At 50.0% G+C, this 26,863-nt stretch carries 30 protein-coding genes, 1 tRNA gene, 1 other RNA gene and 1 pseudogene; 9 read left to right on the top strand and 24 right to left on the bottom strand.

The features are described from left to right. Window positions 1-9: 9 nt before the first annotated feature. Together BUB68_RS10445 and alr are read right to left on the bottom strand one after the other, a co-directional pair. Entirely contained in the window at window positions 10-1,446 is a 1,437-nt protein-coding gene (locus tag BUB68_RS10445) for an ArnT family glycosyltransferase (protein ID WP_073091038.1), read from the bottom strand. A 21-nt stretch (window positions 1,447-1,467) separates the two neighbouring features. Next, window positions 1,468-2,577, bottom strand: a complete 1,110-nt coding sequence (gene alr, locus BUB68_RS10440) for an alanine racemase (RefSeq protein WP_073091035.1) — start codon at window positions 2,575-2,577, stop codon at window positions 1,468-1,470. Window positions 2,578-2,655: 78 nt separating this feature from the next. Here alr and BUB68_RS10435 point away from each other — a divergent pair, with 78 nt between their 5' ends. The 3 genes from BUB68_RS10435 (at window position 2,656) to BUB68_RS10425 (ending at window position 3,911) form a co-directional block, all read left to right on the top strand. Further along, window positions 2,656-3,018, top strand: coding sequence for a NusG domain II-containing protein (locus BUB68_RS10435; protein ID WP_073091033.1), 363 nt, complete (start codon window positions 2,656-2,658; stop codon window positions 3,016-3,018). A 2-nt stretch (window positions 3,019-3,020) separates the two neighbouring features. Then, complete coding sequence (locus tag BUB68_RS10430) at window positions 3,021-3,518, top strand: Gx transporter family protein (RefSeq protein WP_073091031.1); 498 nt, start codon at window positions 3,021-3,023, stop codon at window positions 3,516-3,518. A gap of 66 nt (window positions 3,519-3,584) precedes the next feature. Next, window positions 3,585-3,911, top strand: coding sequence for a hypothetical protein (locus tag BUB68_RS10425; RefSeq protein ID WP_073091029.1), 327 nt, complete (start codon window positions 3,585-3,587; stop codon window positions 3,909-3,911). On the opposite strand, the gene BUB68_RS10420 is transcribed toward BUB68_RS10425, so the two are convergent. Further along, the gene (locus BUB68_RS10420; protein WP_081371961.1) at window positions 3,896-4,096 is read right to left on the bottom strand and encodes a DUF951 domain-containing protein; all 201 of its coding nucleotides are present in this window, start codon (window positions 4,094-4,096) and stop codon (window positions 3,896-3,898) included. The genes BUB68_RS10425 and BUB68_RS10420 overlap by 16 nt on opposite strands. 35 nt (window positions 4,097-4,131) lie before the next feature. On the opposite strand from BUB68_RS10420, the gene BUB68_RS10415 reads away from it, so the two are divergent. After that, window positions 4,132-4,926, top strand: a complete 795-nt coding sequence (locus tag BUB68_RS10415; RefSeq protein ID WP_073091025.1) for a carbon-nitrogen family hydrolase — start codon at window positions 4,132-4,134, stop codon at window positions 4,924-4,926. A 20-nt stretch (window positions 4,927-4,946) separates the two neighbouring features. Here BUB68_RS10415 and ychF read toward each other — a convergent pair whose 3' ends face one another. From ychF to glpK, 5 genes are all read right to left on the bottom strand, one after another. Then, window positions 4,947-6,053: a redox-regulated ATPase YchF gene (gene ychF, locus BUB68_RS10410; RefSeq protein ID WP_073091022.1), complete on the bottom strand. Its 1,107-nt coding sequence runs from the start codon at window positions 6,051-6,053 to the stop codon at window positions 4,947-4,949. A gap of 143 nt (window positions 6,054-6,196) precedes the next feature. Beyond that, window positions 6,197-6,835 carry a uracil phosphoribosyltransferase gene (gene upp, locus BUB68_RS10405; RefSeq protein WP_073091020.1) on the bottom strand — a complete coding sequence of 213 codons (639 nt, stop codon included), beginning with the start codon at window positions 6,833-6,835 and terminating at the stop codon, window positions 6,197-6,199. Window positions 6,836-6,850: 15 nt separating this feature from the next. After that, window positions 6,851-8,104, bottom strand: a complete 1,254-nt coding sequence (gene glyA / locus BUB68_RS10400) for a serine hydroxymethyltransferase (RefSeq protein ID WP_073091019.1) — start codon at window positions 8,102-8,104, stop codon at window positions 6,851-6,853. Between the two features lie 86 nt (window positions 8,105-8,190). Further along, a complete protein-coding gene (gene rpiB / locus BUB68_RS10395; RefSeq protein WP_014425753.1) occupies window positions 8,191-8,634 on the bottom strand; it encodes a ribose 5-phosphate isomerase B in 444 nt (147 codons plus the stop codon). Window positions 8,635-8,953: 319 nt separating this feature from the next. After that, entirely contained in the window at window positions 8,954-10,450 is a 1,497-nt protein-coding gene (glpK, locus tag BUB68_RS10390; protein WP_073091018.1) for a glycerol kinase GlpK, read from the bottom strand. 199 nt (window positions 10,451-10,649) lie between these two features. Here glpK and BUB68_RS10385 point away from each other — a divergent pair. Then, window positions 10,650-10,738, top strand: a tRNA-Ser gene (locus BUB68_RS10385). A 160-nt stretch (window positions 10,739-10,898) separates the two neighbouring features. On the opposite strand, the gene BUB68_RS10380 is transcribed toward BUB68_RS10385, so the two are convergent. Both BUB68_RS10380 and BUB68_RS15650 read right to left on the bottom strand, forming a co-directional pair. Next, window positions 10,899-12,131 carry a tyrosine-type recombinase/integrase gene (locus BUB68_RS10380; RefSeq protein WP_073091016.1) on the bottom strand — a complete coding sequence of 411 codons (1,233 nt, stop codon included), beginning with the start codon at window positions 12,129-12,131 and terminating at the stop codon, window positions 10,899-10,901. Window positions 12,132-12,437: 306 nt separating this feature from the next. Further along, the gene (locus tag BUB68_RS15650) at window positions 12,438-12,704 is read right to left on the bottom strand and encodes a helix-turn-helix domain-containing protein (RefSeq protein WP_256625879.1); all 267 of its coding nucleotides are present in this window, start codon (window positions 12,702-12,704) and stop codon (window positions 12,438-12,440) included. Between BUB68_RS15650 and BUB68_RS15435 the strand changes: the two genes are divergently transcribed. Further along, on the top strand, window positions 12,696-13,286 hold the full coding sequence (locus tag BUB68_RS15435; RefSeq protein ID WP_256625877.1) for a hypothetical protein: 591 nt from the start codon (window positions 12,696-12,698) through the stop codon (window positions 13,284-13,286). The genes BUB68_RS15650 and BUB68_RS15435 overlap by 9 nt on opposite strands. Continuing rightward, entirely contained in the window at window positions 13,186-13,677 is a 492-nt protein-coding gene (locus BUB68_RS15845; protein ID WP_371914859.1) for an N-acetylmuramoyl-L-alanine amidase family protein, read from the top strand. The genes BUB68_RS15435 and BUB68_RS15845 overlap by 101 nt, the downstream gene beginning before the upstream one ends. Here the strand turns inward: BUB68_RS15845 and BUB68_RS15840 are convergent. The 7 genes and pseudogenes from BUB68_RS15840 to BUB68_RS10330 form a co-directional block, all read right to left on the bottom strand. Then, window positions 13,659-13,874: pseudogene (locus BUB68_RS15840) on the bottom strand (DUF1016 N-terminal domain-containing protein); the annotation flags it as partial. The gene BUB68_RS15845 and the pseudogene BUB68_RS15840 sit on opposite strands and share 19 nt — an antisense overlap. A 179-nt stretch (window positions 13,875-14,053) precedes the next feature. Further along, a complete protein-coding gene (locus tag BUB68_RS10355) occupies window positions 14,054-14,368 on the bottom strand; it encodes a helix-turn-helix domain-containing protein (RefSeq protein WP_073091010.1) in 315 nt (104 codons plus the stop codon). A 509-nt stretch (window positions 14,369-14,877) separates the two neighbouring features. Further along, on the bottom strand, window positions 14,878-15,285 hold the full coding sequence (locus BUB68_RS10350; protein ID WP_073091009.1) for a (deoxy)nucleoside triphosphate pyrophosphohydrolase: 408 nt from the start codon (window positions 15,283-15,285) through the stop codon (window positions 14,878-14,880). Between the two features lie 17 nt (window positions 15,286-15,302). Further along, window positions 15,303-18,194, bottom strand: a complete 2,892-nt coding sequence (locus BUB68_RS10345; protein ID WP_218587694.1) for a DEAD/DEAH box helicase — start codon at window positions 18,192-18,194, stop codon at window positions 15,303-15,305. A gap of 287 nt (window positions 18,195-18,481) precedes the next feature. Beyond that, on the bottom strand, window positions 18,482-18,685 hold the full coding sequence (locus BUB68_RS10340) for a protein kinase (RefSeq protein ID WP_073091007.1): 204 nt from the start codon (window positions 18,683-18,685) through the stop codon (window positions 18,482-18,484). A gap of 74 nt (window positions 18,686-18,759) precedes the next feature. Then, window positions 18,760-20,007: a histidine-type phosphatase gene (locus BUB68_RS10335; RefSeq protein ID WP_073091005.1), complete on the bottom strand. Its 1,248-nt coding sequence runs from the start codon at window positions 20,005-20,007 to the stop codon at window positions 18,760-18,762. A gap of 48 nt (window positions 20,008-20,055) precedes the next feature. Further along, window positions 20,056-20,370 (bottom strand): hypothetical protein, encoded by a 315-nt coding sequence (locus BUB68_RS10330; RefSeq protein WP_073091003.1) that lies wholly within the window; start codon window positions 20,368-20,370, stop codon window positions 20,056-20,058. A 169-nt stretch (window positions 20,371-20,539) separates the two neighbouring features. Here BUB68_RS10330 and ssrS point away from each other — a divergent pair. After that, window positions 20,540-20,712: non-coding RNA, 6S RNA (gene ssrS, locus BUB68_RS10325), on the top strand. Window positions 20,713-20,771: 59 nt separating this feature from the next. Here the strand turns inward: ssrS and BUB68_RS10320 are convergent. Further along, window positions 20,772-21,044, bottom strand: a complete 273-nt coding sequence (locus tag BUB68_RS10320; RefSeq protein ID WP_073091001.1) for a DUF896 domain-containing protein — start codon at window positions 21,042-21,044, stop codon at window positions 20,772-20,774. 150 nt (window positions 21,045-21,194) lie between these two features. Between BUB68_RS10320 and BUB68_RS10315 the strand changes: the two genes are divergently transcribed. Beyond that, the gene (locus tag BUB68_RS10315) at window positions 21,195-21,377 is read left to right on the top strand and encodes a hypothetical protein (RefSeq protein WP_073090999.1); all 183 of its coding nucleotides are present in this window, start codon (window positions 21,195-21,197) and stop codon (window positions 21,375-21,377) included. Window positions 21,378-21,439: 62 nt separating this feature from the next. On the opposite strand, the gene BUB68_RS10310 is transcribed toward BUB68_RS10315, so the two are convergent. The 6 genes from BUB68_RS10310 to BUB68_RS10285 all read right to left on the bottom strand — a co-directional run bounded on the left by BUB68_RS10310 (window position 21,440) and on the right by BUB68_RS10285 (window position 26,829). Further along, window positions 21,440-22,429: a diaminopimelate dehydrogenase gene (locus BUB68_RS10310; protein ID WP_073090996.1), complete on the bottom strand. Its 990-nt coding sequence runs from the start codon at window positions 22,427-22,429 to the stop codon at window positions 21,440-21,442. 234 nt (window positions 22,430-22,663) lie between these two features. Then, a complete protein-coding gene (locus BUB68_RS10305; RefSeq protein ID WP_073090994.1) occupies window positions 22,664-23,899 on the bottom strand; it encodes a putative porin in 1,236 nt (411 codons plus the stop codon). A gap of 218 nt (window positions 23,900-24,117) precedes the next feature. Then, a complete protein-coding gene (locus BUB68_RS10300) occupies window positions 24,118-24,648 on the bottom strand; it encodes a 2-oxoacid:acceptor oxidoreductase family protein (protein WP_073090992.1) in 531 nt (176 codons plus the stop codon). After that, a complete protein-coding gene (locus BUB68_RS10295) occupies window positions 24,648-25,478 on the bottom strand; it encodes a thiamine pyrophosphate-dependent enzyme (RefSeq protein WP_073090991.1) in 831 nt (276 codons plus the stop codon). Before BUB68_RS10295 ends, BUB68_RS10300 begins: the two co-directional genes overlap by 1 nt. After that, entirely contained in the window at window positions 25,478-26,620 is a 1,143-nt protein-coding gene (locus BUB68_RS10290) for a 2-oxoacid:acceptor oxidoreductase subunit alpha (protein ID WP_073090988.1), read from the bottom strand. Before BUB68_RS10290 ends, BUB68_RS10295 begins: the two co-directional genes overlap by 1 nt. Next, window positions 26,617-26,829 (bottom strand): 4Fe-4S dicluster domain-containing protein, encoded by a 213-nt coding sequence (locus BUB68_RS10285; protein WP_073090986.1) that lies wholly within the window; start codon window positions 26,827-26,829, stop codon window positions 26,617-26,619. Before BUB68_RS10285 ends, BUB68_RS10290 begins: the two co-directional genes overlap by 4 nt. Between the last annotated feature and the right edge of the window lie 34 nt (window positions 26,830-26,863).

Below are 26,863 nucleotides of genomic sequence, written 5' to 3'. Positions count from 1 at the left end.
TTACATCTCCTAAAAAGGGTCACGATAATACACCCGCAATGCTCCACTGCTGTCCAGCAAACGCCAGTTCCCTGGCAAATCCTGCTGCAGTGCCTGAAAATACTTTTCCCGCGTCAGCACAATGAGTGGTTTCGAGTTTTCCACAGATTCAATGGCCTTACACGGAATAACCTCCGTAACACTCCAATCATTTTTTCCCTGCGCTTTGATCTGTGCCTCCGGAACCAGCTGATACAGATAACACCCTGTATAGTACGTCCAGGACACAGGCCTTACTTTACCATAGCAGTATATATCCGCACCATTATCCAGATAGGGCATGGCTGCCGCCACTACATCCCTGGCAGAATTAGCTGCTGTCTGCGGAGCAGCCACACCAAACAACAACCCGATATAGAGGACACTGGCCGCCCCCACCATGACAAAGAACTTCCGTCCCCACTGACTGAAGTAACGTGCTAAAAGCAAGGAAACCGGAAACATATAGGGCAGCGTATAAGTAATATATTTTGTGGCAAAACACTGAAACACAAAAAACACCGTTCCTGCCCAGACTAGCAGGAATCGCGTTTCCATGCTCAACTTCAGGCGCCAGCCCTGACGCCATTTTTTTATCAGTGCCGGAATTGCCACCCAGACCCACGGGAAAAAACCAGCCAGGAAGATAAGCGTGTAATAATACCACACATCCACTTCCGGATGCTCGGACACGGTAGCCCGCATAGCATTGTGGACACCCAAGAATACATCCAGGAAAACCTGACCGTGTAAGCGGTACATAGGTATATACCAAATCCCCACCAGCACCCCAAAGACACCCAGGCCAATGAATATCTCCTTGACCAGCAACGCCTTCAAGTCCCGCTGCCAAAGCAGGAAAATCAGTATGATAAGCCCCGGAAGACATAATCCTAATGGCCCTTTATCCAGGACAGCCAAGGCTGCAGCTGCATAAGATCCATAATACCAGTAATACTTTCGGGACTGATAGCCATGATAAAACGCCAACAAGGTGAACGAAACCGTCACCAACAGGGTCATATCTGTAATCACAGCATGCCCCACATACCAATATTCCAACGAGGTTGCCATAATAAGCGCAGCCGTCAAAGCCACACGAGTCCCGTAAAGACGCCGTCCCCACCAATAAAGCAAGCACATTCCTGCCAGTGACATCAAAGCTGCCGGCATCCGGGCAACAAAATCTGTAACTCCCCCCAGCTTAAAGGCTGCCGCCAATTCCCAATAAAACAGGATTGGTTTATCAAACCAGTACTTGCCATATATCTGCGGCGATATATAATCACCGGACACCAGCATTTCCCGTACAGTCTCGACGTAATTTCCTTCTACCGGGTCTGTAACAGCCAACAGATGATTTCCAACTACATAGAGAAAAAACCACAAACATCCCAAGAGCAATAGATGCTTTTTCCCTTCTGACATTAAATTCCTCCTGAATCTGCCTCAATCGACATATACGCGGGGGACCCTGGCACTAATCAGGCAAGGCACTTCATAATTGATACTCTCTCCCCAAGCTGCCACTTCATCAATAGTCAGTTCCGGAGTCCCAAAAAGGAGGACTTCATCACCGATTCTGACATCTTCAATATCCGTTACATCCACCATCATCTGATCCATACAACCAATGCCTGCAAAGGGTGCCTTCTTTCCGTGGATCATAACATGGCCATGTTTGGTATAAAGCCGCAGATAGCCATCTGCATAGCCAATAGGCAGTGTGGCAATACGGCTTACCCTCTCGGCTACAAACCTGCGGCCATAGCCAACACTCTCACCAGGCTTCACCGTCTTGATCCAGGTAACTTTAGCCTTCAAGGACATCACCGGCTGCAAGTCGATTGGACGGGTCACTTCCTCCGAAGGCCAGAGTCCATACTGGATAATACCTGCCCTTACCATATCGAAATGGGCTTCGGGAATCTCCAAAATAGCCGCCGACTCCGCAATATGGCGGATGGCAGGCTTTACGCCCTGCGCTTCCACAGCAGCAATGGCATCCTTGAATTCAGCCAGCTGCTTCTTGGTATAAGTCTTGTCCTTGAGATCAGCTGTGGCGAAATGAGAGAACATGCCTTCAATGACGATTCCCGGCAATTCAGATATAGCTGCGGCCAACGCACCGATTTCCTCTTTGCGCACGCCAATCCGTCCCATCCCTGTATCCACCTTCAGATGGACCTTGACCGCCTTGCCCTGCGCCTGTGCGGCTGCCGACAACGCCTTGGCCAGCTCTAGCTCACAGACGACCTGCGTGATATCATAGTCCACGACCTCCGCCGCATCCTTGGGATCGATCAGTCCCAGCACCAGGATAGGCGTGGTAAAACCTGCATGCCGCAGTTCAATCGCCTCTGATAATGCCGCCACTGCAAAGTAGGACGCCCCTTCTTCCAACGCCACACGTGCCGCCACCGTTGCTCCATGACCATAGGCATCAGCCTTGATAACCGCACACATTCTGACGCCTTCAGCCAACTGTTTCCTTATCTCTCTATAATTATGACGCAACGCCTGTAAATTGATTTCGGCCCAGGCTGGACGATTCGGCATTATCATCGCGCTCCTTTTTATAATCACATATTGTCAAATTGCCTTTTAAGTATAGCAAAAGCGTTATATAATGTAAACATGAAGAAAATGCTGAAAAAAGCGGATATTGTGCTGATTATCCTGCTGATTATCCTGTCTCTGCTCCCCCTGCTCGCCTTTGAACGGCCTGCAGCTCCCATCTACGCCGAAATCCGGCAGGATGGTAAAGTCTTGGAAAAAGTCACCCTGACCGGTCATACAGGCAACCGGGAAATCCCCGTGACGTTTACCGCCAATGGCAGCGACGGACACAATCTTATCCGCATCGAAAATGAAAAAATATCCATCATTGAAGCCGATTGTCCCGATAAGGTCTGCGTACAAACAGGCCCTATCTGTAAAGCCGGAGAAATCATCGCCTGCCTGCCCCATAAACTCATTATCGAAATCAAGGAATACTGAATATGAATCTGCGTGAAACACTCCATATAGCCTTGCTCACCGCCATTTCCTTAGTGCTTTTCTTAGTAGAGGGGCTCATTCCCCTGCCTTTTATCGCACCTGGCGCAAAGCTTGGTCTAGCCAATATTGTTACAGTCTACGCCCTCTATACACTGCCCCAGACACGCGATGCCATACAGCTCATCCTCCTGCGCACCCTGCTGGCTGCATTCTTTGGCGGGGGCCCCACAATCTTTCTCTTCAGTATCTCCGGCGGAATGCTGAGCCTTTTCAGCATGTGGTTGCTGAAAAAGAGCAGGTACTTTTCCCTGCCCGCAGTCAGTGCCGCCGGAGGCTTCAGTCACCATCTGGGACAACTGATCTTTGCCGCTTGGACCGCAGACACCTTGCATATCTTTCGGTATTTCCCCATCTTGGGGATCTGCGGTATCGTGACGGGGTTCATCATCGGCGTGCTGGCGGCAAAAATATGTCATTTAGCACCGTATAAGCATAGCTAAAAAACCGTCCCTATGTTATACTAGAGAAGGTTTTTTATTATTTATATTAGATTGGAGTTATGAAGTATGGCTAAACAATACAAGAAACTGCAGAACAAATTGCACCCTAAAGCAGTAAAGAAGGAGCCCGAGGCAAAACCAGGCAAGGATTATCTGCTGCTGATCATGATCGGTATCACCTTTATCCTGACTTTTGCAGGTTGGGAACAATTTGATAATACCAACCGGGCCATGTATTTCCTGTTGACCCTTTCCCTGACTCTGACCTATCTCTATCGGCATGGCAATTTCCCGGAAAAGATCCGTGCCTATGTAAATGCAGCCAGCCTTGGTTCCATCGGTCTCGCCGTGGCACTGTTCCTGCTGAATCTGTATTATCAGTTCTTCGGCTGATCATTTACTTTCCCTTTGACCATTTTCTCAAATTTGGTGCGAGGGATCAGGATAAGATGTCCGCATCCCTGGCATTTGAGCCGGAAATCCATGCCTGTCCGCAGAATTTCCCAATCAAAGCTTCCACAGGGATGCTTTTTTTTCAAACGGACAATATCCCCTAAATCATAGGTTATTCTATCCATGATATCATTCCTTTCTTGTATATTACGAGGTACTTATGAAGGTTGCTGTAATCCAAATGCAAGTCACTCTGGGAGAGCCGGAACGAAACATCGCCGCACTCTACCGTTTGGCAGCCCAAGCCATGAAATCACGTCCTGATGTACTCCTGCTGCCAGAGTTATGGCGACTGGGATTTTATCCTCAACCGGTCCTTGACTATGCTGATGCTGATGGCTTAGAAACCCGTAAAGCCCTCGCCACTATTTCCCAAAAATATCAAGTCAATATTGTCGGCGGCACAGTCGCCAATGCCATTGGCTCGAAAGTATTCAATACCAGCTATATATTTGACCGTACAGGACATATGGTGGCTGCTTACCATAAGACCCATCTGTTTTCTCCCAGCGGCGAACACAACGATTTTGAAGCCGGTAACAGCCTTGTGACCTTCACGCTGGACGGTATCAAATGCGGGATCATTGTCTGTTATGATGTGCGCTTCCCAGAGGTGACCCGGAAACTTGCTCTGGCAGGCATCCAGGTACTCTTCATCCCAGCCGCCTGGCCACTAAAACGACTGATCCACTGGCAAACGCTTATCCGCGCCCGAGCTATCGAAAACCAGATTTTCGTCATTGCCTGCAACGAAGCGGGCATGGACAGCCAGGAAGAACAATTGGCCGGTCATTCCGCCATTATTGATCCCTGGGGCGAAATCCTTGCTGAAGCGAGCGAAGATGAAACAATCCTGCAAGGCAATCTACGCTTGCTGATACAAAATCAAATCAAAGAGAGCATGGATGTATTTGGTGACCGGCGTCCGGAACTTTACAAAAAAACTCCCAATTAAGGGAGTTTTTTTGTATTCACTTAGACATTGAAGCGGAAATTCACCACATCGCCGTCCTGCATGACATAATCCTTGCCTTCCACGCGAACCTGACCTTTTTCACGGGCGGCAGCGACACTGCCGTTGGCCACGAGGTCATCATAATTGACGATTTCCGCACGGATAAAGCCACGCTCGAAGTCCGTATGGATCTTGCCGGCAGCTTTTGGTGCCGTGGTACCCTTGGTAATCGTCCAGGCGCGGCATTCATCCGGGCCAGCCGTCAGGAACGTCTGCAGGCCCAAGAGATCAAAGGCCGCCTTGATGAGACGGTCGAGACCACTTTCCGTTTCACCCAGATCTTCGAGGAATGCCTTGGCTTCTTCAGCATCGAGTTCCGCGATCTCTGCTTCTACCTTGGCAGAAATGGCCACAACTTCGGCATTTTCCGCCTTGGCGAATTCCTTGACCTTCTGGACATAAGGATTCTCATCATAGGCCGTTGCCACTTCATCCTCAGCCACATTGGTGACATACAGCGTCGGCTTCAGCGTCAGCAGGTTGATGTCCTTGATCATTTCCAGATCATCCGCAGAAAGTTCCACCTGACGGGCCGGCTTGCCATTATCGAGGCTTTCCTTGATGCGGCGCAGGATCTCATCCTCCACCTTGGCCTCCTTGTTACCAGATTTGGCAATCTTAGCCAGACGCATGATGCGCTTCTCTACGACTTCCAAATCTGCCAGGCAAAGCTCCGTCTGGATGATATCAATATCGCGCAGGGGATCTACGCCGCCCTCCACATGGGTGATATTGGCATCATCGAAGCAGCGCACCACATGAGCCACGGCATCCACCTGACGGATATGCTCGAGGAACTTGTTGCCGAGACCTTCACCATTGGCAGCGCCCTTTACAAGGCCCGCGATATCCACGAAACGGACAGATGCCGGCGTGGTCTTCTTGGAATCATACATCTCATGCAGGACATTCAGACGTTCATCGGGAACGGCTACGACACCTACATTCGGTTCGATGGTGCAGAACGGGAAATTCGCCGCCTCTGCACCAGCCTTGGTAATGGCATTGAACAGCGTGCTCTTGCCCACATTAGGCAGGCCCACAATACCTACTTCTAAATTACTCAAAATTACTTTCCACCTTTATTGCCTGCCCCGTGGAGGAAGGTGTCCGCCATAGGCTGACGGAAGGGGCTTCCATATAGAGGCCCCTTCCACCGCTTCACGGTCCCCCTCCCCCATAGGGAAGGCTTCACTACTTATTGTCAGGATCACAACGTGCCGAAGATACGGTCACCAGCATCGCCCAGGCCCGGTACGATGTAGCCCTTTTCGTTGAGCTTTTCATCAACGGCAGCCACATAGAGCGGTACATCCGGATGATCTTCATTGATGACCTTGATGCCTTCCGGAGCGGCTACGAGGCACATGAGGATCAGGGACGTTGCTCCCTTTTCCTTCAGCAGAGACAGGGCTGCGGAGGCACTGCCGCCAGTTGCCAGCATGGGATCGACCACGATCAGCGTACGCTCTTCCACATCACCGGGCAGCTTGCAGTAATATTCCACCGGCTTCAGAGTCTTAGGATCACGGTACATACCTACATGACCAACGCGGGCAGCAGGAATCATGTTAACGACACCACTCAGCATGCCAAGGCCAGCACGTAAGATAGGCACCACACCTACTTTCTTGCCCGAAAGAACCTTGGACGTACATTTAGCCACCGGCGTTTCAATCTCGATATCCTTCAACGGGAAATCACGCGTGATCTCATAGGTCATGAGCATTGCGATTTCTTCCAGCAATTCGCGGAAGTCTTTCGTGCCCGTGTCCTTCTGGCGCATCATGGTGAGTTTATGCTGAATCAGGGGATGATCGATTACCGTTACATTAAGCTTTTCCGACATGTTTCTTTCTCCTTCTTACATACCTGCATAAAGCGGGTACTTCTCACACAGAGCCGCAACCCGGCGCCGTGCTTCTGCTTTCTTTTCCTCATTTTCCACATCGCTCAGCACAAGAGCAATGATCTTGCCGACTTCCTGCAAGTCAGCTTCCTTGAAACCACGGGTAGTAAGAGCAGGCGTGCCCAGACGCAGGCCGCTGGTCACGAACGGAGACAGCGGTTCAAACGGGATGGTGTTGCGGTTGGCGGTGATATTGACCTCGTCGAGCACCGTCTGTGCCACCTTGCCCGTAATGCCCTTATTGGTAAGGTCAACGAGCATCAGATGGTTGTCCGTGCCGCCAGATACGATGCGGAAGCCTTCCTCCTGCAAAGTCTTAGCGAGGACTGCCGCATTCTTGACCACCTGCTGAGCATATTCCTTGAACTCCGGCTGCAAAGCCTCGCCCAAAGCTACAGCCTTGGCCGCGATAACATGCATCAGCGGCCCCCCCTGGATACCAGGGAAAACAGCCTTGTTGAACTGCTTGCCAAATTCTGCATCTTTGCAGAGAATCATACCGCCGCGAGGACCGCGCAGCGTCTTATGGGTGGTGGTCGTCACCACATCCGCATAGGGAATCGGGCTTGGATGTTCCCCAGCTGCCACGAGCCCCGCGATATGGGCGATATCCACCATCAGATAAGCACCGACACCATGAGCGATTTCCGAAAGTCTCGGGAAATCAAGGGTGCGCGCATAGGCAGACGCTCCTGCCACAATCAGCTTCGGTTTGCATTCTTTGGCCTTTGCCTCCAGCGCATCGTAGTCAATGGTTTCCGTTTCCTTGTCCACTCCGTACGGCACAATGTTGAAATACTTGCCGGACATATTGACCGGCGAACCATGCGTCAGATGACCACCATCATTAAGATTCATGCCCATCACCGTATCGCCGGGCTGCAAGAGGGCAAAGAATACGGCCATATTGGCCTGCGCACCAGAATGCGGCTGCACATTGGCATACTCTGCACCAAAGAGTTTTTTGGCCCGCTCGATAGCCAGAGTCTCCACTTCATCCACGAATTCGCAGCCGCCATAGTAACGCTTGCCGGGATAACCTTCCGCATACTTGTTGGTGAGCACGCTGCCCTGTGCAGCCAGGACTGCGGGGCTGACGATGTTTTCCGATGCAATCAGCTCCAACTTTTCCCGCTGACGGTTCAGTTCGCTATTTACGTGCTTTGCTACCTCCGGATCAGACTGCTGCAGAACTTCCATAAGATTCATGAGACTCCTCCTTTGGGCCATCGGCCCGGACCAAAAACGCTTTACCTTACTTTCACTACCTAACTTGCTTCAAACTTACTTTTGACTTACTTATTTTCCAGTGCCATGATTTTGTTGACACGGCGCTCATGACGACCGCCTTCGAACTTGCCTTCCACAAAGGCCCGAACGATTTCGCCGGCAGGGCCAAAGCCCAGTACTCGACCGCCCATAGCCAGCACATTGGCATCGTTGTGCTGACGGCTCATCTTGGCCGAGAACACATCATTGCAGAGTGCGCAACGGATGCCCTTGATCTTGTTGGCGGCAATGGAGATGCCCAAGCCCGTGCCGCAAAGCACGATGCCCCGGTCAGCCTTGCCACTCGTCACATCAGCGCAGACCTTCTCGGCAATGTCCGGATAGTCAACTGAATCCGTGCCAAAAGTGCCCACATCCGTCACTTCGATGTCGCCGTATTCCTTCAGCACCATCTTCACTTCTTCTTTCAACTGCACAGCACCATGATCGCTGCCAATCGTTATTTTCATGTAGATTCCCGCCTTTCTTACATACTAAGTTACATTTTAGCACAATACGAAGAAAATGCCTACTTAAAATTATTGTCAATGCGTAGCAGCGTGGGGCAGACAGCCCTGCCGAGACTCCGCTTTTGCCTACGGGCTGAAAGGGATTTTTGCCGTTCAATCAAGTATCGGAAAAAGTCAAAACTCGCTGCGCTCAGACAGCAGACTTTTCCCGATAATATAGCGGTTGGCAAAAATCCCTTTCGGACGCCCTAAGGCAAAACGCTTCGCGTTCGGCAGGGCTGCCCGCCCCACTCGTCGTTATTGCGTATGTAGATGTGCCTTACTTGTTCGGCCACCCCATAACGCGGGAAACTGCTTCCTGCCAGCCATCGTAAAGGGCGGCTCTGCCCCGTTCACTCATAGCCGGTTTAAAGCGCATCCCTTCGCGCCAAAGTTTTTTCAGTTCGTCCACGCTTTCCCAGACGCCAGTGGCCAGGCCAGCCATAAAGGCAGCGCCTAAAGCCGTGGTTTCCGCAATGTAGGGACGGATTACCGGGATATTCAAAAGATCTGCCTGGAACTGCATCAGCGCGTGATTCTGGCTGGCACCGCCGTCCACATGCAGGCTCTTGATATCCATGCCAGTATCAGATACCACGGATTCATAGACATCACGAACCTGATAAGCCAAGGCCTCCAAAGCAGCCCGTACGATATGCGCCCGCTGGGTGTCCTCATTGATCCCGATGATCATGCCCGTGGTTTCCGTATCCCAATAGGGTGCAGACAGGCCGCGGAATGCCGGCACGAAATACACGCCGTCCGAATCCGGCACCTGCTTGGCCAGCCATTCGGAATCGGACATAGAATCGATAAGCCCCAGCCCTTCCTTCACCCATTTGAGTGTAGCACCGGACACGAACACACTGCCTTCCAGCGCATAGGTGATTTCCTTGCCGATGCCCCAGGCGATGGTCGTGATCAAACCGTTTTTCGAACTATGGTATTTCTTACCCGCATTCATCAGGAAGAACGAGCCTTCACCATAGGTATTCTTAGCCATGCCCTTCTTGAAGCAAGCTTCGCCAAACAGATCCGCCTGCTGATTGCCGATACAGCCCGCAATCGGAATACGGGAACCAATCATGGCAGCATCTGTTTCTCCAAATACATGGCTGGAGGGACAGACCTCTGGCAGCATCTTACGGGGAATCCTCAGCTGCTCAAGGATTTCTGCATCCCATTCCAATTTGCGCAAATTGAACAACATGGTGCGGGACGCATTGGAATAATCCGTGGCGAAGATTTCACCGCCACTGAGTTTCCACATCAGCCAAGTGTCCACGGTGCCAAACAGCAGCTCCCCCTTCTCTGCCAGTTCCCGAGCTCCCAGAACATTTTCCAGGATCCAGCAAAGTTTTGTCGCCGAAAAATACGGATTAATAATTAAGGAAGTCTTTTGCCGGATTTCTTCCTGGAGACCCTGTTCCACCAAACGCTTACAGATTCCCTCCGTCTGCTGAGACTCCCAGCTGATAGCCGGATAAACAGGACGCCCCGTGTTCTTGTTCCAGACGATTGTGGTTTCCCGCTGATTTGTCACACCAATGCCCGCAATGTCCCGATGGGAGATCTTCGCCAGCTGGATTGCTTCCTTGGCTGCCCATATCTGCGTGCTCCATATCTCATCCGGATCCTGCTCCACCCAGCCCTTATGAGGCTTGTTCACACTGATTTTCTTCTCCGCATAGGAAACCATTTCTCCTTTAGAGTCAAAGATAACTGCGCGGTTCTTGATTGTCCCTGAGTCCAATGCCAAAACATACTTTTCATCCATAGAGCAAATCCCTTCCTTCGTTCCGTTATTCGCTAAGAATAGTATATAATAAGAAAATTTTTAAAGCAATAGAATATGGACAATCATCCATAACCACGCCCCCATAACTCAACGGCAAGATTTCACTGGGTACAAAACTTCTTCTTTACACCCACTAGCCTATTGTGTTATAATATTTCTTGTTCAATTCTGAACATACGGAGAGGTGTCCGAGTGGTCGAAGGTGCTTGACTCGAAATCAAGTGTGGTTAATAGCCACCGTGGGTTCGAATCCCACCCTCTCTGCCAGTGAAATCAAGGGCTCGCGCGATTGCGCGGGCTTTTTTTGTGCGTGTTTTTTGGGTGCGCTGCGGGCAACAGGCGGGCAATGATTTTGACGCCAAAGGGCGTCAAAGGTCATTTTTCCGTCAGACAGGTTGGGACGATCATGCAGATTTTTCTGCGCTGGTCATCCCCTTTTTTCATTTCCGTTGGTATGATTTACTTTTATCACATTCTCCGAAGTCCACGACATTTTCCATGTCGTCCTGGAGCCAGCTGCTGACTGCGGCCTTTTTTCTTCATTGATATTTGTATAAATATCCATAGTAATTTGGATGGTGCTGTGGCCCAGCTGCTCCTGAATATCCTTGATGTCAAACTGGTGGGACGCCTTCATGCGGCTGGCCATATCGTGGCGCAGCATGTGGAAGATGGTCTTGATGCCCAGTTTCTTGCGGATTTTGACGTATTGAGAGGAAAAGACGCAGGGGCTGATGTAGGCCCCATCCTTATCCGTGAACACCATTTCGGGGTGCTCCCAATGGCCATTCTGCAAGCGAAGTTTCATCTGCCGGACTTTGTAGGCCGCAAGCTCCTTGCAAAGGGCGGGCGGCAGATAAAGCTGGCGGCGGCTCTTTTCCATCTTAGGCTCGCTCAAATAGACGGGATAGGCTTCCATGCCCTCCTCCTTCCGTCCGTTGACCAGGGCATGGCGGACTTTAAACCAGCCTTCGTCCAAATTCGAATCCTCCCAATGAATGGCCAAAAGTTCCCCGCGGCGCAAACCTGTCATGAACTCCGTGAGCATCATCTGCCGCCAGCAGTAATAGATGGACGGGGCCTCAATGAGGGCCTCCCGCTGTTCCTTGGTGGGAGCCACCAAGGGCCGTTTCGGCGGTTTCTTTGGGAGTTCCAAATCCTCGGCGGGATTTTCGGGGATGAGCTTTAACTTCACCGCCCGCCGGAAAGCCATGCGCATGACCGTCCGGAAATACTGGGCCTGCCGATAGTGGGCATAGATTCGCTTGTTGATGATATTCTGCAGGTCGAAACTGCACAAGAATCCAAGGTCAATGTTGCCCACGTATTCCTTGGCCAGGTCTATCATCAGCATATACCCCGCCGCTGTATTCTGCCGGATATGGGGCCGCGAATAGGTATCAAACCAGCGGTCAAGCCACTGGCCCACCGTCATGCTGCAGGCCAAAAGCGCCGTCTGACTTGCGTATTTCTCCTTGAGTTCCTCTAAAGCCGCTTGGGCATCCTTGCGGGTGCGGGTGTATTTCGTCCGCTTGATAAGGCGGCCAGTCCGCCCGTCAAAGCCCACGGTTATCTGCGCGATCCAGCGGTCACGGGTATTATCCTTGTAAATCGAACCTTCGCCGGCACAACGATGTGCCTTTTTCTTTGTCGTTGTCATTTCCTGTCACTCCTTACTAGTCACAGGAAAGGCGTGGACTTATCCACATTTCTGTGGATAACCATGTGGATAAATTGTGGATTTCTTGTGATTATCCGGTGGATAAATGGCAATGTTGGTACTATTGCAGGCACATCTTCGGGTACAACTGTGGGTACAACTGCGGGCACATTGTGCCCTGTGGATAGCCGCTTACCCTTGGGACGCAAGGCCCCCCAGCCTCCCTAAGACGAACCCAATGAGAAGACATAACCTTCTATTTAATAGTAGTGGGTAGGTTCTGCCAAAACACCGCTAATCTTATGGTCATTTATTACTAGATTTGTTGCTGCTTTTATTACTGCTGTTCATACTGGATAAAACTAACTCCACAGCCTGCCGCTGCTCCGGCGAGAGGACGGCCAGCTGCTCAACAATGCGGCGGTTCACGGTGCTCCGATTGGCGCCAATGAGGTAGTCAACGGTCACATCGAAGAAGGCCGCGATGCGCGGCAGGCGGTCAACGCTGGGAAAGGAACGTCCCTGCTCCCAGTTGGCATAGGTGGTAAGGGGCACCCCTAAGATTTGCGCCATCTCGCTCTGCCGCAGGGAAATTTCCTGCCGCAGGGATTTGAGCCGCTTGGGGAACAGATTATCGCTGGCATCCTGAGCGTCAAGGTCCGCGAACTGGTCAACGGCCAGCCCGTGGCCAGGCTGGCAATGGTCTGCGAGAAAGGAGTGGCAGCGAATATGGAACAAAGCGTAAAGGTGCGGATTGACGGGCCTCAGGCCCTTTATATCGGGGATTGTCTGGAACGGGAAGAAGGGCTGGCCATGACGCCTGCGGGCAAACCGACACTGGCCGGCTATTGGCATCAGTTGCTGGCTGAGCGTCTGACCGATGCGGGCCTCTGTCTGCGGGTGCCCCTGCATATCGCCCCCCATGTTCTTGACCTGACGGCGGATTTTGACCTGTCCGGCGGCGATGTCTTAGATATTTCGCTGGCCCTGGGGGATTTTGGCTATGGCCATATGGCAAGGCTCTGGGCCCAGCTCTACGCCAGCCTGGCCTGGGATGTGGCCCGGGAAATCCTGCCCCGCTATGCCATGCTGGACTTTGATGGCATTGACCTTGTGCCACCATTGCCGGCCGCCGCCTGTTCGAAAACGGCATGAACGCCCTGGGCGCCTGCCTCTACATCAGCGAAGACCTGCGCGGCGACGGCACCTATACCGTCTACTCCCACGAACACGAAGGCGAGGACACCTACCAGGCGGGCGGGGCGCAGAAACCTACTGCTACGACAAAAACGGCGCGGGCGGAAGACTCGCCCAAGCCATCCAAAACCAGCTCGTAGCCAGCCTCTCCCCCTTTGACCAAGGCTACAAAGACCGCGGTGTCAAAGCCCATCCCTCCTTCTGCGTCCTGCGCCATACCACCATGCCAGCCGTCCTCGTCGAAACCGGCTTTATCGACAGCGAAGACGTCGGTATCCTTACCTTGCACGGCGAAGACATCGCCAGAGCCATCGCCCGGGGCGTAATGGATTACGGGCAGGATATATGAATATGTAGGCATACGAAAAGTGCAGACAGTGTCTGCAAAATCTCCTGATCCGTAATTGCAGCAAACTTCTTCATGTACCGCAGATTACGCCCAGAAAAACCCGTTACTCCCGGAAAATCATGGGCAATTTCCGCTGCCAGACGATCGACAAAAGAATTGCCGTAAGCCACATGTTCATTCAACAGCGTACCAATCTGCCAATAGACTGTTGACCTTTAGAATGGTCTGGTACTGAACCTGACGAATTTGAGTCTTTATGGTATTTATAAGCTGTAATTGCTCAGTACTTGATACAACACTATCTTCTTTCATATGCAATATTCAATCTCCTTATACGATAGCTACAGGTACCCACTAAGGGCACGTTATCAATAAGTCAATCATTCAACTGCTCCCGATAGCGTTTCTTGAACTGCATCAGATTGATGATTTCTGCCTGATCCATAGCTTGCAATTCCGCAAACGCCCGGGCGAACTGCGCCGTCTTTCCCTCTGCCGGTGCCCTTCCATGCACAAGCTCATCCATAGAGATACCATACAGTTCCGCAAAAGCAGCCAGTTCACTGGCACTGACGTCCCGCTTGCCCGACTCGATGGCCACAATCGTCGTCCGCGCCATCCCCATCTGATTGCCCACAAACTCCTGCGTCAAATGCAACGCCTTTCGAGCCAACTTTAATCTTTCGTGCATGAGTCAACGCCACCTTTATAATCAGTTTACTTAGGTCTGTCAGCCTTATCAACGCATAATGTCATAAAATCCGACATTTCCCCAATATCGCCATCGTACACATGCTGCTGGCATTTGACTGGTCAGCCGCCCGCTGCTACTTTTTATCTCTGAACCTGTGGCTCCAATCTGACACCTCAAGTTTATTTCCGCCCATTAACTACTTGCGGGACGTGCAGACGCACCTCCCGCGCGTTACAATCCGGCCACCGCAGGCCGTAGCGTTGTCGGTTGTTCTCGGCATCTTGGCGGCGCAGCGGATGACTGGACAAAGGAGCGGAGCCGACCAGTCCGCTGGCGATTGACGGGTCAGGTGCGCTCCAGTGGATAACATCAGGGCGGGCAAAAAGGCTGGCCGATGAAAGTTCGAATCCCCCCTCTCTGCCAGTGAATTCAAGGGCTCGCGCATTTGCGCGGGCCTTTTGGTTGTGTCTTTGACGTGTTCAGCGGATAAAATTATCCATGGACTTTTACTGGGACAAAGCTTCTGTTTTTAATATTTCCTGTACTTTTTTGGCCATTTCCACATCTGCAGGTAGCCAGTCAACGTTGTCCATAGTTTCGGCAGTAAGCCATTTCATATCCTCATGTTCTAACAATGTCAGATCAGCTGAAACCAGCGAGCATAAAAAACATTCCATATGTAAGTGAAAATTAGGATAGTCATACTCGATAAGGCCGAGGTTATCCTCCACTTTGATTTTAGCATCGAGTTCTTCTTTTATTTCTCTGACGATTGCTTCCGCAGGAGTTTCTCCAGCTTCAATCTTACCACCAGGAAACTCCCAGCCGTCCTTGAATTCACCATAACCGCGTTGGGTAGCCAGAATTTTATTTCCTTTTTTTATTACAGCGGCAACTACATTTATAGTTTTCATTCACACATCTCCCAAAATCAAGCATTTTCACTGGTGATATAATCGTAAATATCTTCCCGTACACTAACATCCAGATTCCAGAACATTTCAACAGCATCATCACCAGTCCCCTGCATCTTTACGGCTTCGCCCCGTTCCATCGTCATGCGGCCAAGATAATAAAAACTTTTAGCTATATTGTCGTTTTTATTTTTGCGCACGAAAAGGTCCACATCAATCCCCAATGCTTTTGCATTCTGAAAGCGCGTTACATCATCCGATTGCAATGTACGTTTATTTTTAGATAAGGAAATAAGCTGTGAATTATTGATGAAGCGGTCATGATAATTCAGCGAATCCTGCACATCATCACCCTTATCATAGTTAATAAATACAGGGAATGTTTTAGTTGTATCATCATACTTATAGCCGCCGATATTCAAGGGTACGACATTCTGATCCCAATTTAAGATACGGCAAACATCTTCATATTCGTATTTCTGATATAACTGGAAGCCACTATCCTTATATGGATTGCTGTAATTCAGCTGATAACGGTGCAGGCCAAATTTCACCAATTCCGCAACGGCTTGTTTAAACACCTCATTGGCCAGGCATTTTGCAAAACCATCCGCTATAACATATTCATCAGCAAGCTGTTCAATAAAAATACAGTCACTAACCGATTTTGCCCCAGACCCCGTTATAAAATTAGCCGTCATGATATTAACCAGATTGGTTACCGTATTGGACTTAAAACCGATTTGCCATTTATCTTGCAACCGTTCTTTCAAACGCGGAAATATATCCATTGGTTCTGTTAGCAAAATATCTAAAAGTTCCAGCTCATGAGGACGCTTTCCTTCGGCCCATTTCATCGAAATGAATTTCAGGAACATTTCCTCTTTGTCGTTGAATTTTACCTTGTAATCACGTTTATCGTATTTTTTGAGAAAAGCATGGTAAGAACCTAAGGATTTATTCTGGAAGATACAAATTACATCCATCTCCCCATAACGGTCAAAATCCAGCAATTTTGGAATGCGTCCCAGTTTGTGTTTCAGGTTCTGATAGCTTTCTTTTATACGGCGCAAGTCGCTGATATTCGTGGCATCTATGGATTGGAATATGCGCTTCTTGGCAATCTCATCAAAATGAATGGTGGAAGCGCCAGGAATAATCCTTGAACCCTCCAGCAAACAGCGGCGGATATTATCTTTGTTATAGCTGCGGTCACCAGCTAGAGCCATAGGAATCATGAAGTTATTCCCTAAATAATTGCCAATAAAATCCAGAATGACGACATATTCTTTATCCGCGTACTGACGTAAACCGCGTCCCAACTGCTGGATAAAGACAATCGGGCTTTGCGTGGGGCGGAGCATGATGACCTGATTGATTTCTGGAACATCCACACCTTCATTGAATATATCCACAGTAAAGATATAATCCAGATAATCTGCACGCTCATCTGAAACCAGACGGTCAATTGCCTCTTCGCGTTGCGCCTGGCTATTACTGCCGGATAAGTTGATTGTGCGCAGCCCCTGTTCATTGAATTTTCGTGACAGTTCTTCGGCTTCCTCATTGCGGCTGCAAAAAATCAGTCCCTTTACACGCTTTCCACTAAATCCATAGAAACCAGCTTCCTTGATAATATGCAGTACGCGTTCATCGCTGGTTAAGCGGGCAAAATTCGCCAGATTATCATCCTCCACCTCGGGATTATCGGCTAACTGGATATCGGTAATGCCAAAATAATGGAAGGGACAAAGCATGTCTTCCTCCAGTGCCTGTTGCAGCCGGATTTCATAAGCAATATTGTAATCGAACAGCTTATAAATATCATAACCATCACTGCGGTCCGGAGTAGCTGTCATGCCCAAATACATCCGGGGCTTGAAATAGTTAATAATCCGCTGATAACTCTCAGCCCCGGCACGGTGAACTTCATCAATGACGATATAATCAAACGCATCCGGCGAGAATTGGGTATATATATTTTCCTTGGCCATGGTTTGCATTGTGGAAAAAATATATTCTGCCTCCGTATCCTTATTCGTCCCGGATAACAGGCCCATACTTACACCAGCACCGATAACTTTGCGATAGCTTTTCAGTGCCTGCTTGGCGATTTGTTCACGGTGAACGATGAACAATAATCTGCGTGGCGCAAAATCCTTTACCGCAAAAGCTGAGGCATATGTTTTCCCTGTACCCGTAGCTGAAATCAACAGAGCACGCTTGGCCCCCACCGCCTGCAACTGCCGCATATTCTCGATAAAATCCCGTTGCATCGCATTGGGATTTAAAGTCACTAAAGCTGACTTTTGGCCATAGACAGATGACAAAGATTCCGCCACATATTCATCCAGACCATCCTCACCAGAAATATCATAGCAGGATGATTTTCCCGCTGACGGCGTATACATAAGCATTTGGGCACGTTTATTGTGCGCATAGGCATTTTGGTAATCTGCCTGTACCAAATGATAATCCAGACATTTTTCGTCATTCCATAACTGTTCAAAGCGGGTAACCAGGGAATAGCTATATTCGCCCTGCGCCTGTGAAATCAGCTGCGTATTCCATTCTTCGTTACGTGTTAAAGCGTTGGCTGTAAGGTTAGAACTGCCCACAATGATGCGATATATATCGCCACGCCGGAAAATATACCCCTTCGTATGAAAACCGATTTGATTATCTGCATGATATAAACGCAATTCAATGTTGCTGAATTCCTGCAACTGCGCCAAAGCAGCAGGTTCACTAAAGCATAAATAATCGGTGGTGATAATCCTGCCACGAATATTTCGCCGCTCCAAATCTCGAAAAACAGTCAGCAAAGGCGTCAAACCACTTTTTGTGATAAAGGCCACGCTAATCGCAAAACAATCACAATGAACCAATTCGCGCTCTAATGAAGCCAAAACTTTGCGCCCTTTGCGGAAATCATTGAATACAAATTGCGGCCGATACTCACAGTCTGATTGAATGGACCTGTCTTCAAATGCAGTACGCAGCCCCTGTGTTATTTTGACTTTGACTAATTCATTATCCATTTTACACTCCTGATAAGCAATGCATTCATAATCATTATGTCAATTTCGATATTCCCCATATTTCCTTACCGGCATTATATCATAAAGACAGCATAGATGGGAAATTTCCAGCAAAAAACAGGGCCTTTTGGGCCCTGTTCCATGTTTTATGATATTCAGTCCTTAATGCAAGCCAGGACTTCTTCAGCCGTCAGATTATTAGCCAGCATGTATTCAGTCAGTTCCTGATAATCGCTTTTAGCCTTCTTGGCCTTCAGCTCCGAAACCTGTGCCTTGAGTGCTTTCAATTCACTCTGCTTCTTTTCGATTTTTGCTTCCAGAGCGTTGATCTTTTCTTCGTAGTTCACTTTTCTTGCCATTGTAAATGATTCCTCCTAAAAAACATAGTTACCATTATAGACGGAATCGATTTATTTTGCAAGATTTCATTAACTCAACGGTTTGCCAAAAGTTCTTCATCACTACTGATGGCATCCGTGATCCGCTGCTGGAAATCCTGCATGGACAGCAGGCCATCCTTGTTGGGACGAATATTCTTCAGATGCAGGGGCACAGCCTCAGGCGGATTATCGGCGTTCAGAGGAACAGCGCCTGTCAGCTGGCTGGTTTTAGGATAGACCAGCTTCAGATTGACAAAGCTCTCCCCTTTCTTATTTTTCCATTCCTCTACCACGATCTTGCTGCCGATGGGAGCTTCCTGTTCGATGGTTTCCGGCAATACCATGTCCTTGACTTCCAAAGCTCCCATCACCGGAGCAATATTGATATCATGACCGCAGAGGAAGGTGAATTTCTGCGAATGGCTGTCGAGCTCCGCCTGCATCTCCGTCAGCAGAGGCCTTGCCACAGCTCTTGCAAAAGTCGGCACCTGACGGTATACATGAACACCCAAATCCTTCACAGCAGCCAGCTGCTGCCATTCCTGGAAGCTGAGTTCATGGCCGAAGCTGGCGCGTTTGTCCCCCAGTTCATAATGCTGCAAGATCAGGGCATCGCAGGCCATCATGATGGGACGCAAGGCGCCTTCTACCACAAAACCGGTATCCACGCCCACCGTCACGGTGGACAGGTCAATGACAGGTCTGTCCAGCACCCTTGCCGCCACCTGCACGCCAGGTGCAGCCGCGGCCAGCAAAGCCTCACTACCGCCCAGAGCCGCCAGTTCCTGCTGGTTGCGGGTGACAAACTCGGCCCCACGATCCTCTGTCCCCGGCATGAATAGCGGATCAGCATCCCCTACATTCCCTTTGTAATGTACAGTGATTTCCTGTCCCGGTGAAAAACCTACGGCAAAATTCCGGGCTGTAGCAATAGTACGCTGGAAAGCGTTGGCCCGGAACCAGACCTGCTCCTGCGGCAGCGGCTCACCTGTTGGAAACAAGCCTTCCCGCTCCGCATACAAGCGGAAATACGCCCCCATCTCTTTTTCCATCTGTCCGCCATGTTTCGTCAACTCGCCTTTATTCACGCCAAAATCATGCCAGACATGATCTGTGGCTGCATACATTGGCGATCCCGGGCCCGCCAGCGGCGCACGGATATTATGCCGGGACAGGATTACCATCTGCACCAGCTTGTAGTTTTCATGGAAAGAATCCGGATTGGCCGCTGCCTGCACGAATTGGGCACACAGCATGCACAACAGCACCAGCAAGGAAGCTACCCTTCTACGAAATTTCATATGTCTCCCTCCTAAAATGCTAAAGAAGCCCCCAATGGGGGCTTGCCATCAATAACTGGGATGCGCTTTCACATAATCCACCGGACGGCTCCAATCAACATGAACCTTCGTAGCATTCCACAGCCTGGTCAGGGCCAGTTTGAAGCTCTTTACATCAGCCAGCGGATCAACATCTTCCGCCGTAAAATCCATCAATGTTGCATGGGGCACTTTAATGCTATGCGTTTCTGCCAGATATTTTTCGGTCAGGCTCTTGGCCTCATCATTTTTAATATTGACAACAGCAGTCCTGCTGTCACCATCATAGTCAATCCAACCTAAATCGTGACCATAACTGATAGCCACACTGAATTTATTTTCCATGGTATGTTCTCCTTTAAAACAACATTATCTACGCTTAATTATATATGATTTAGCCCTTAATGACAAATATTTTACGGATATGAGCAAATAAAATAAATATTTTCAAAAGTTTGTATTTGTCAAGTCTTGCACTTGTGTTTTTTTTATGCTACTATACTAACAAAGAAGGATAAGCCTGGGGTGTGCGCGGGCTTTTAGAATGTCCAACCTACATTTTTTACAGGGAGCCTGATTTGATTCTGGTGGAAGTTCGCCTCGGCGTCATGCGGAAGCCAGACTTAGGGCACCCACCTGCCAGTCGCAGGTTTTGGGCATTTAAAGCAGCGGCAGTTTGGACCCCTTCTTTGAAAAGGGATTGCTATCCATGGGTGGCAGTCCCTTTTCACGTACATAAATTCACATCAGTTCACATAGGGGCGCAGATTGATAGCCACTTCGTTAATATGGGTAATACGGGTATCTTTGGTCAAAGATGCCTCCATGCTGTTATCTGCGGTCTTCGGATCATCCACAATTTCAATATTATCCAGCATCTGACGCATCTGGCCGCGTATACCTTCCAGATATATCTCCCGCAGATTCTTCTGTTCTTTTTTCTCTTCCTCATTCAATCCCACAGAGCGCTGTTTGCGAGACAATTCATTTATACGAGCAATAAGTTCTGGCGTTATCATAGAAATCCTCCTCATTCAAGTGTCACAATGCAATTTATTATACAATTCCTCTTTATCCTTGTCAAAAATTTAATTGCCAAACGACATTTCGTTTTAGTATAATCATAAATGGTTGTACAACCAAACAACTATATAGGAGGTTCGGACGTTTTGGAATCAGGCATTAGTTTTTCTGCACTGGAAGAAAATATCTTTCTCCTGAAAGAAGCAACGGATGCGACACTCTCAGATACTATCGGTCTGGGAAAAAAAATGCAAGAAGCGTTTGAACGACATGCTGTCAGTTCCCTGAGCTCACAAGTGCTGTGGAAAGCCCTGCAAGCCCATAATTGATGACATGCGAAAAGGAGCTATGGATAAAATCCACAGCTCCTTTTCCATTATATTACAGCAAATCACAGCAGGTGTGCTCGCAATTCTTCACCACTTTTGGCCGAGAGATAGCTGGGCGCAATATCGAGCACCGTCTTACAGCCGGTTGCCCCTTCTTTCGCCAGCCGGTAAGCTGCTCGGGCATAGCAGACAAGCACACTGGTAGTAAATTCCGGATTGGAATCAAGATTCAGCTTGAATTCAATCACGTGCTTGTTTTCACCATCATGGCCAGTAATACCACTGCGGATCACCGAACCGCCATGTGGCAGGCCTTTATGATTCTGATCCAATTCTTCCTGGCTGATGAAATGCACCGTTGTATCGTATTCGTCGAAGTAATTGGGCATGGTCTTGATTTCCTGCTCAACCTTGGCGGCATCTGCACCTTCTTCCAGCACCACATAGCATTCACGCGTGTGTTTTTCCCGTGTGCTGAGGTCTGGATTTTCGCCAGCACGGACAGCAGCCAGTGCTTTTTCTACAGGTACCGTGTACTGACGGGCATCGGCCACACCTGCAATGCGGCGAATGGCATCCGAATGCCCCTGGGACACACCCCGTCCCCAGAACGTATAGTCCTTGCCATCGGGCAGAATTGCATTGCTATAGACACGCGCCAAGGAGAAAAGTCCCGGGTCCCAGCCCACAGAGATAATGCCGACATGGCCATTTTCCTTGGCAGCCTTGTCCACATTTGCAAAATGCTCGGGAATACGAGCATGGGTATCGAAGCTGTCCACCACATTGAAGAGTTTGGCATAGTGCGGAGTCTGTACCGGCAAATCCGTGGCACTGCCACCGCAGAGGATCATCACGTCAATCTTGTCTTCCCATTCTTCCACATCGCTGACATTGACCACCGGTACACCAGGAGTCTTGATGGTCAGGAGTGCGGGATCACGACGGGTGAACACTGCCACCAGTTCCAAATCATCATTGGCCTTCACAGCGCATTCCACGCCCCGGCCCAGATTGCCATAGCCTAAGATACCGATACGGATACTACTCATAATCTGCCTTCTTTCCCCAATTGTACGCTAAATTGACAATGCACCAAGATTACTTTCTAATAACCTTGGTGCATTCACTGTGCACTGACCACTGCAACGGCAGGAAACACGCCATCTGTCGGTGGTCTTTTTCTCTACATCAAGTCTAGCACAAATCAATGCTTAATGCAACTCAAAAAGACCTCCGCCGAAGCGGAGGTCTTTGTCATTTGCGTATATCTGCTAATCCAGAGATTAGAAGAAGAATTCAACGCGGCCGAAGAAGTTCTGAGCCTTAACGTTCTTGTTGAAGATGCCCTTTTCGTTACCATAACGGAGCGTAGCTACAACGTTCTTGAAGGCCGTGTAGTTACCACCGATTTCCCAACCTTTGTAGTTGGCATCGATAACATCATAAGTGCTGTGGATCAGAGCATTGCCGCCGAGATGACGGTAAGCCAGCCATGCACCCCAAGTGCCCTGGTTTTCTTTCTGAGCGCCCTTGTAGTCTACTTCAGCGCTGGCAGCCTGTTCGTAACGATCAGCATCGTGGTTGTTGGAGTACCAAGCATTTGCGCTTACATTCTTGTCGAATGCATAACCACCCTTAACCATTACGATGTTAGCTTCGTCAGAAACGCCATTTTTCTTGTAACCAGCAACGTTCTTGATGGAGTTGCTGTTCAGGTGATGCCAAGCAAGGCCACCGGAGAGCTTTTCTTTGCTAGCTTCGAGACCAACATACTGATAGTTAGCCGGGTCAGCATTGAAAATACCATCGCTCAGACGACCAGCGCCAACTTTAGCCTTTACAACGTTACCGAAGGAAACTTCAGCACCGGAGAACGGCGTATCAGCAATGCTGTCATCGTTCAGGGAAGCGAACTTACCGAGTTTAACGGTGAACTTGTCATAGTCGCCCTGTGCCCATACACGCTTCAGTTCAACGTTACCGTTGTTGCCACGGTCCGTGTGCAGCTGCGTATTAGCATCGAGACGAGCATTTACATGCCAGTTGTCGTTAACTTCAGCTTTCGGCTCGAGACGGAACAACAGGTTGGAGTTGTTGGTCTTCGTCTTATCGCCATATACCTTTTCATGTTTGCTCGTAGCCGTGTACTCAGCAACGCCATTCCATTTCACTTTGTCAGCATTGCGTTCGAGGTTGCTAACGCGAACACCGAGGTTGTTCAGTTCATCAGCGAACTCAGCTTTCAGTTTGTCAACAACAGCTGCATCGTTGCCAGTCGGGTTTTTAGCCATAGCCTGTGCTACCATCTTAGCAGCTTCGTAACGAGTGATGGTACGGTCGCCGCGGAACGTGCCGTCGCCATAACCATTGATTACGTTGTCTTCAACCAGCTGGTTGATGGCATCATATGCCCAATGACCCTGCGGTACATCGGAGAACGGGTTGCTAGCTGCGAAAGTCGTGCTAGCTGCACCAACAACCAGAGCGGTCGTCAGAGCGGATACGAGAGTCTTCTTCATAAGAAACTCCTCCTTCAATAATATAGTGTTAATATTCGTCTTGAAGGCGGATTATTCTTTCCATGAGTGTCCATGTTTCCTCAGCAAATCCTAATCCATTTCCAAGACCTTGTTAATCTTAGCATAGATAATAGCAATTTGCAAGTGTTTGACAAATTATAATTTGATTAGAAAACGAGCAAACACGAAAAAACCGCTTAACAAAGCGGCTTTCCCATTCAGATATTTTCTGCTGCATCCCAGCCCAACTGCAAGGCCTTCATATTGGCTTCAACCGTATGGGGCGGCACGCGTTTGGCGACAAACGCCTTGACCGTATCAAACTGCACCAGATCGGTGATGCGCACCAAAGCCCCCAAGGCTACGATATTGGCGAACAGAGCCTTGCCTAGTTCTTCTACCGCCAGCTTCGTAATCGGCAGGCGCACGACATTCGGGAAGTCCGGCGTTTCCGGCACCAGACTGTCATCCAATATCAGCAGGCCGTCTTTATGCAGGTCGCTGTAGTATTTATCCGCAGCCTTCTGTGTCATGGCCAGAACAAGATCCGGCGTTTCCACATGAGGATGGTAAATCGTCTCATCACTGATGATGACCTCGGCCTTGGATGCACCACCACGGGCCTCAGGTCCATAGGACTGGCTCTGAGCCGCCTCTTTCCCCTCGGCTACAGCTGCTTCTGCCAGAAGGATTGCTGCCGTAATCACGCCCTGACCACCGGAACCGGAGAGTCTTAATTGCTTTTTCATCACTTCATCCCTCCTGCCCGTTCAATGACCTGATCATAGGCTGTATCATAATCCATGGCTGTTGCTTCATAGAGCAGGCCAATGGGGAATTTTTCCGGCTCAACCGCACTCGGATTGAGCTTATCCCAGGCCGCCTTCATCACGGCGTTGTCCCGCATCCACTTCATCATATCAGCAGGAGAACCGAGTTTATTCTTGCGCCCATAGGCCGTGGGACACTGCACCAGCGCTTCTACAAAAGAGAAACCATGATTGTCAAAGGCTTTGGCGATCATATCCGTCAGATGCTGCACATGGTAAGCCGTGGAGCGAGCCACATAAGTGGCGCCAGCTGCTTCGGCCAGGGCACAGGCATCAAAAGGACGGTCAACGGAACCATAGGGCGCTGTGGTAGCCTTGCGGCCTGTCGGCGTCATCGGAGATGCCTGTCCGCCGGTCATGCCGTAGATATTATTGTTGAAAAGAACCACCGTCAGATCCACATTACGGCGGCAGCCGTGGATGAAGTGATTGCCGCCGATAGCTGTGCAGTCACCATCACCGGTGATAACCACCACATTGAGTTCTGGTCTTGCCAGTTTGATGCCCGTGGCAAAGGGAATCGCGCGCCCATGCGCCGTATGCAGCGTATCAAAATCCATATAACCTGAAGCACGGGAAGAACAACCGATACCGGACACGATCACCGTATTATCCTGATTGAGTTCCGGGCGCTTCGCTATCGCCTGCACGATTGCCTTCATGGCAATGCCATTGCCGCAGCCGGGGCACCAGAGGTGCGGGAGGCGATTCTGACGGAAATACTGTTCATATTCTCTTTCTGCTGCCATCAGCCTTCAACCTCCTTTACCATTTCATGAATGCTGGCCAAAATCTCTGCGGGTTCAAATGCCCGCATATTATACTTGCCGCAAAGGCTCACGGGGCAGGCACCATTTGCCGCACGACGTACCTCATGGACAATCTGGCCGTAGTTGAGCTCGGCCACCACAATGCCCTTGACTTTCTTAGCCAGTTCCGCAATCACCTGATCGGCAAAAGGCCAGATGGTCAACAAGCGCACCAGTCCAACCTTCTGTCCGGCGGCACGAGCTTCGCGCACCGCCTCATAAGCCGTACGGGCCGTACCGCCAAAGGATACCACGGCATACTCCGCATCTTCCATGAAGTAACTTTCCGTATGGATGATTTCCTCACCGGCCCGCGCAATCTTCTCATGCAGACGGCGGATGGAATCCTCCGTGACCTTCGGGCTGCCCACCGGGAACCCTGTCTCATCATGGATGAGGCCCGTCACATGGATATGATAGCCCTCACCGAAATCTGCCACATTGGGCACCAGATCATCCTCCGACGCGAAAGGCTGATAGCCTTCAGCGCGGGTTTTCGTCGGCTTACGGCGCGGATAGATATCGATTTTCTCGGGCAGTTCCACCTTTTCCCGCAGATGACCGACCATCTCATCCATCAGCAGCATAACCGGCGTACGGAAACGCTCTGCATAATTCACCGCCATCACCGTGGCATCATAGGTTTCGCGGACACTCCAGGGAGAGAGCGCAATCACCGGATGGTCACCATGCGTGCCCCAGCGCACCTGCATCACATCGCCCTGAGAAGGCGCGGTCGGCTGACCCGTGGAGGGACCGACACGCTGCACATCCACCAACACGCAGGGAATCTCCGCACAGGCAGCATAGCCGATAAGTTCCTGCTTCAAGGAAAAGCCCGGGCCGGAAGTAGCGTCCATCACCTTGCAGCCAGCCAGGGAAGCACCGAGGATTGCGCCCATGGAGGCAATCTCATCTTCCATCTGGATGAACTTGCCGCCAGCTTTCGGCAGTAGCTTGGCCATGGTCTCTGCAATCTCCGTGGACGGCGTGATCGGATACCCTGCAAAGAAGTTCACTCCAGCCGCAATAGCAGCTTCCGCGCAGGCCTCATTGCCCTGCATCAATCTTGCCTCACTCATGCTGCGCCCCCCTTTGCTGTAACTTTATCCACAAATACTGCATAATCCGGACAGCGCAGCTCACACTGCCCACAGCCAATACAGTCTTCCGGATGTGCGACAACGACTTTGCCCAGCTCGTCAATTCCGAGAACCGACTTGGGGCAAAAAGCCGCGCAGATGCCGCAGCCTTTACACCGCGCCAACTTGACGCTAATCTCAGCCTTCATGAAACCCGCCTCCAATTACACAATCAATATAACT

This window comes from Pseudoselenomonas ruminantium (genome assembly GCF_900142515.1).
GTDB classification, from domain to species: Bacteria; Bacillota; Negativicutes; order Selenomonadales; family Selenomonadaceae; genus Selenomonas_A; species Selenomonas_A ruminantium_D.
The sequence above is the reverse complement of the archived record's forward strand: the minus strand, read 5'-3'. Positions and strand labels throughout refer to the sequence as shown.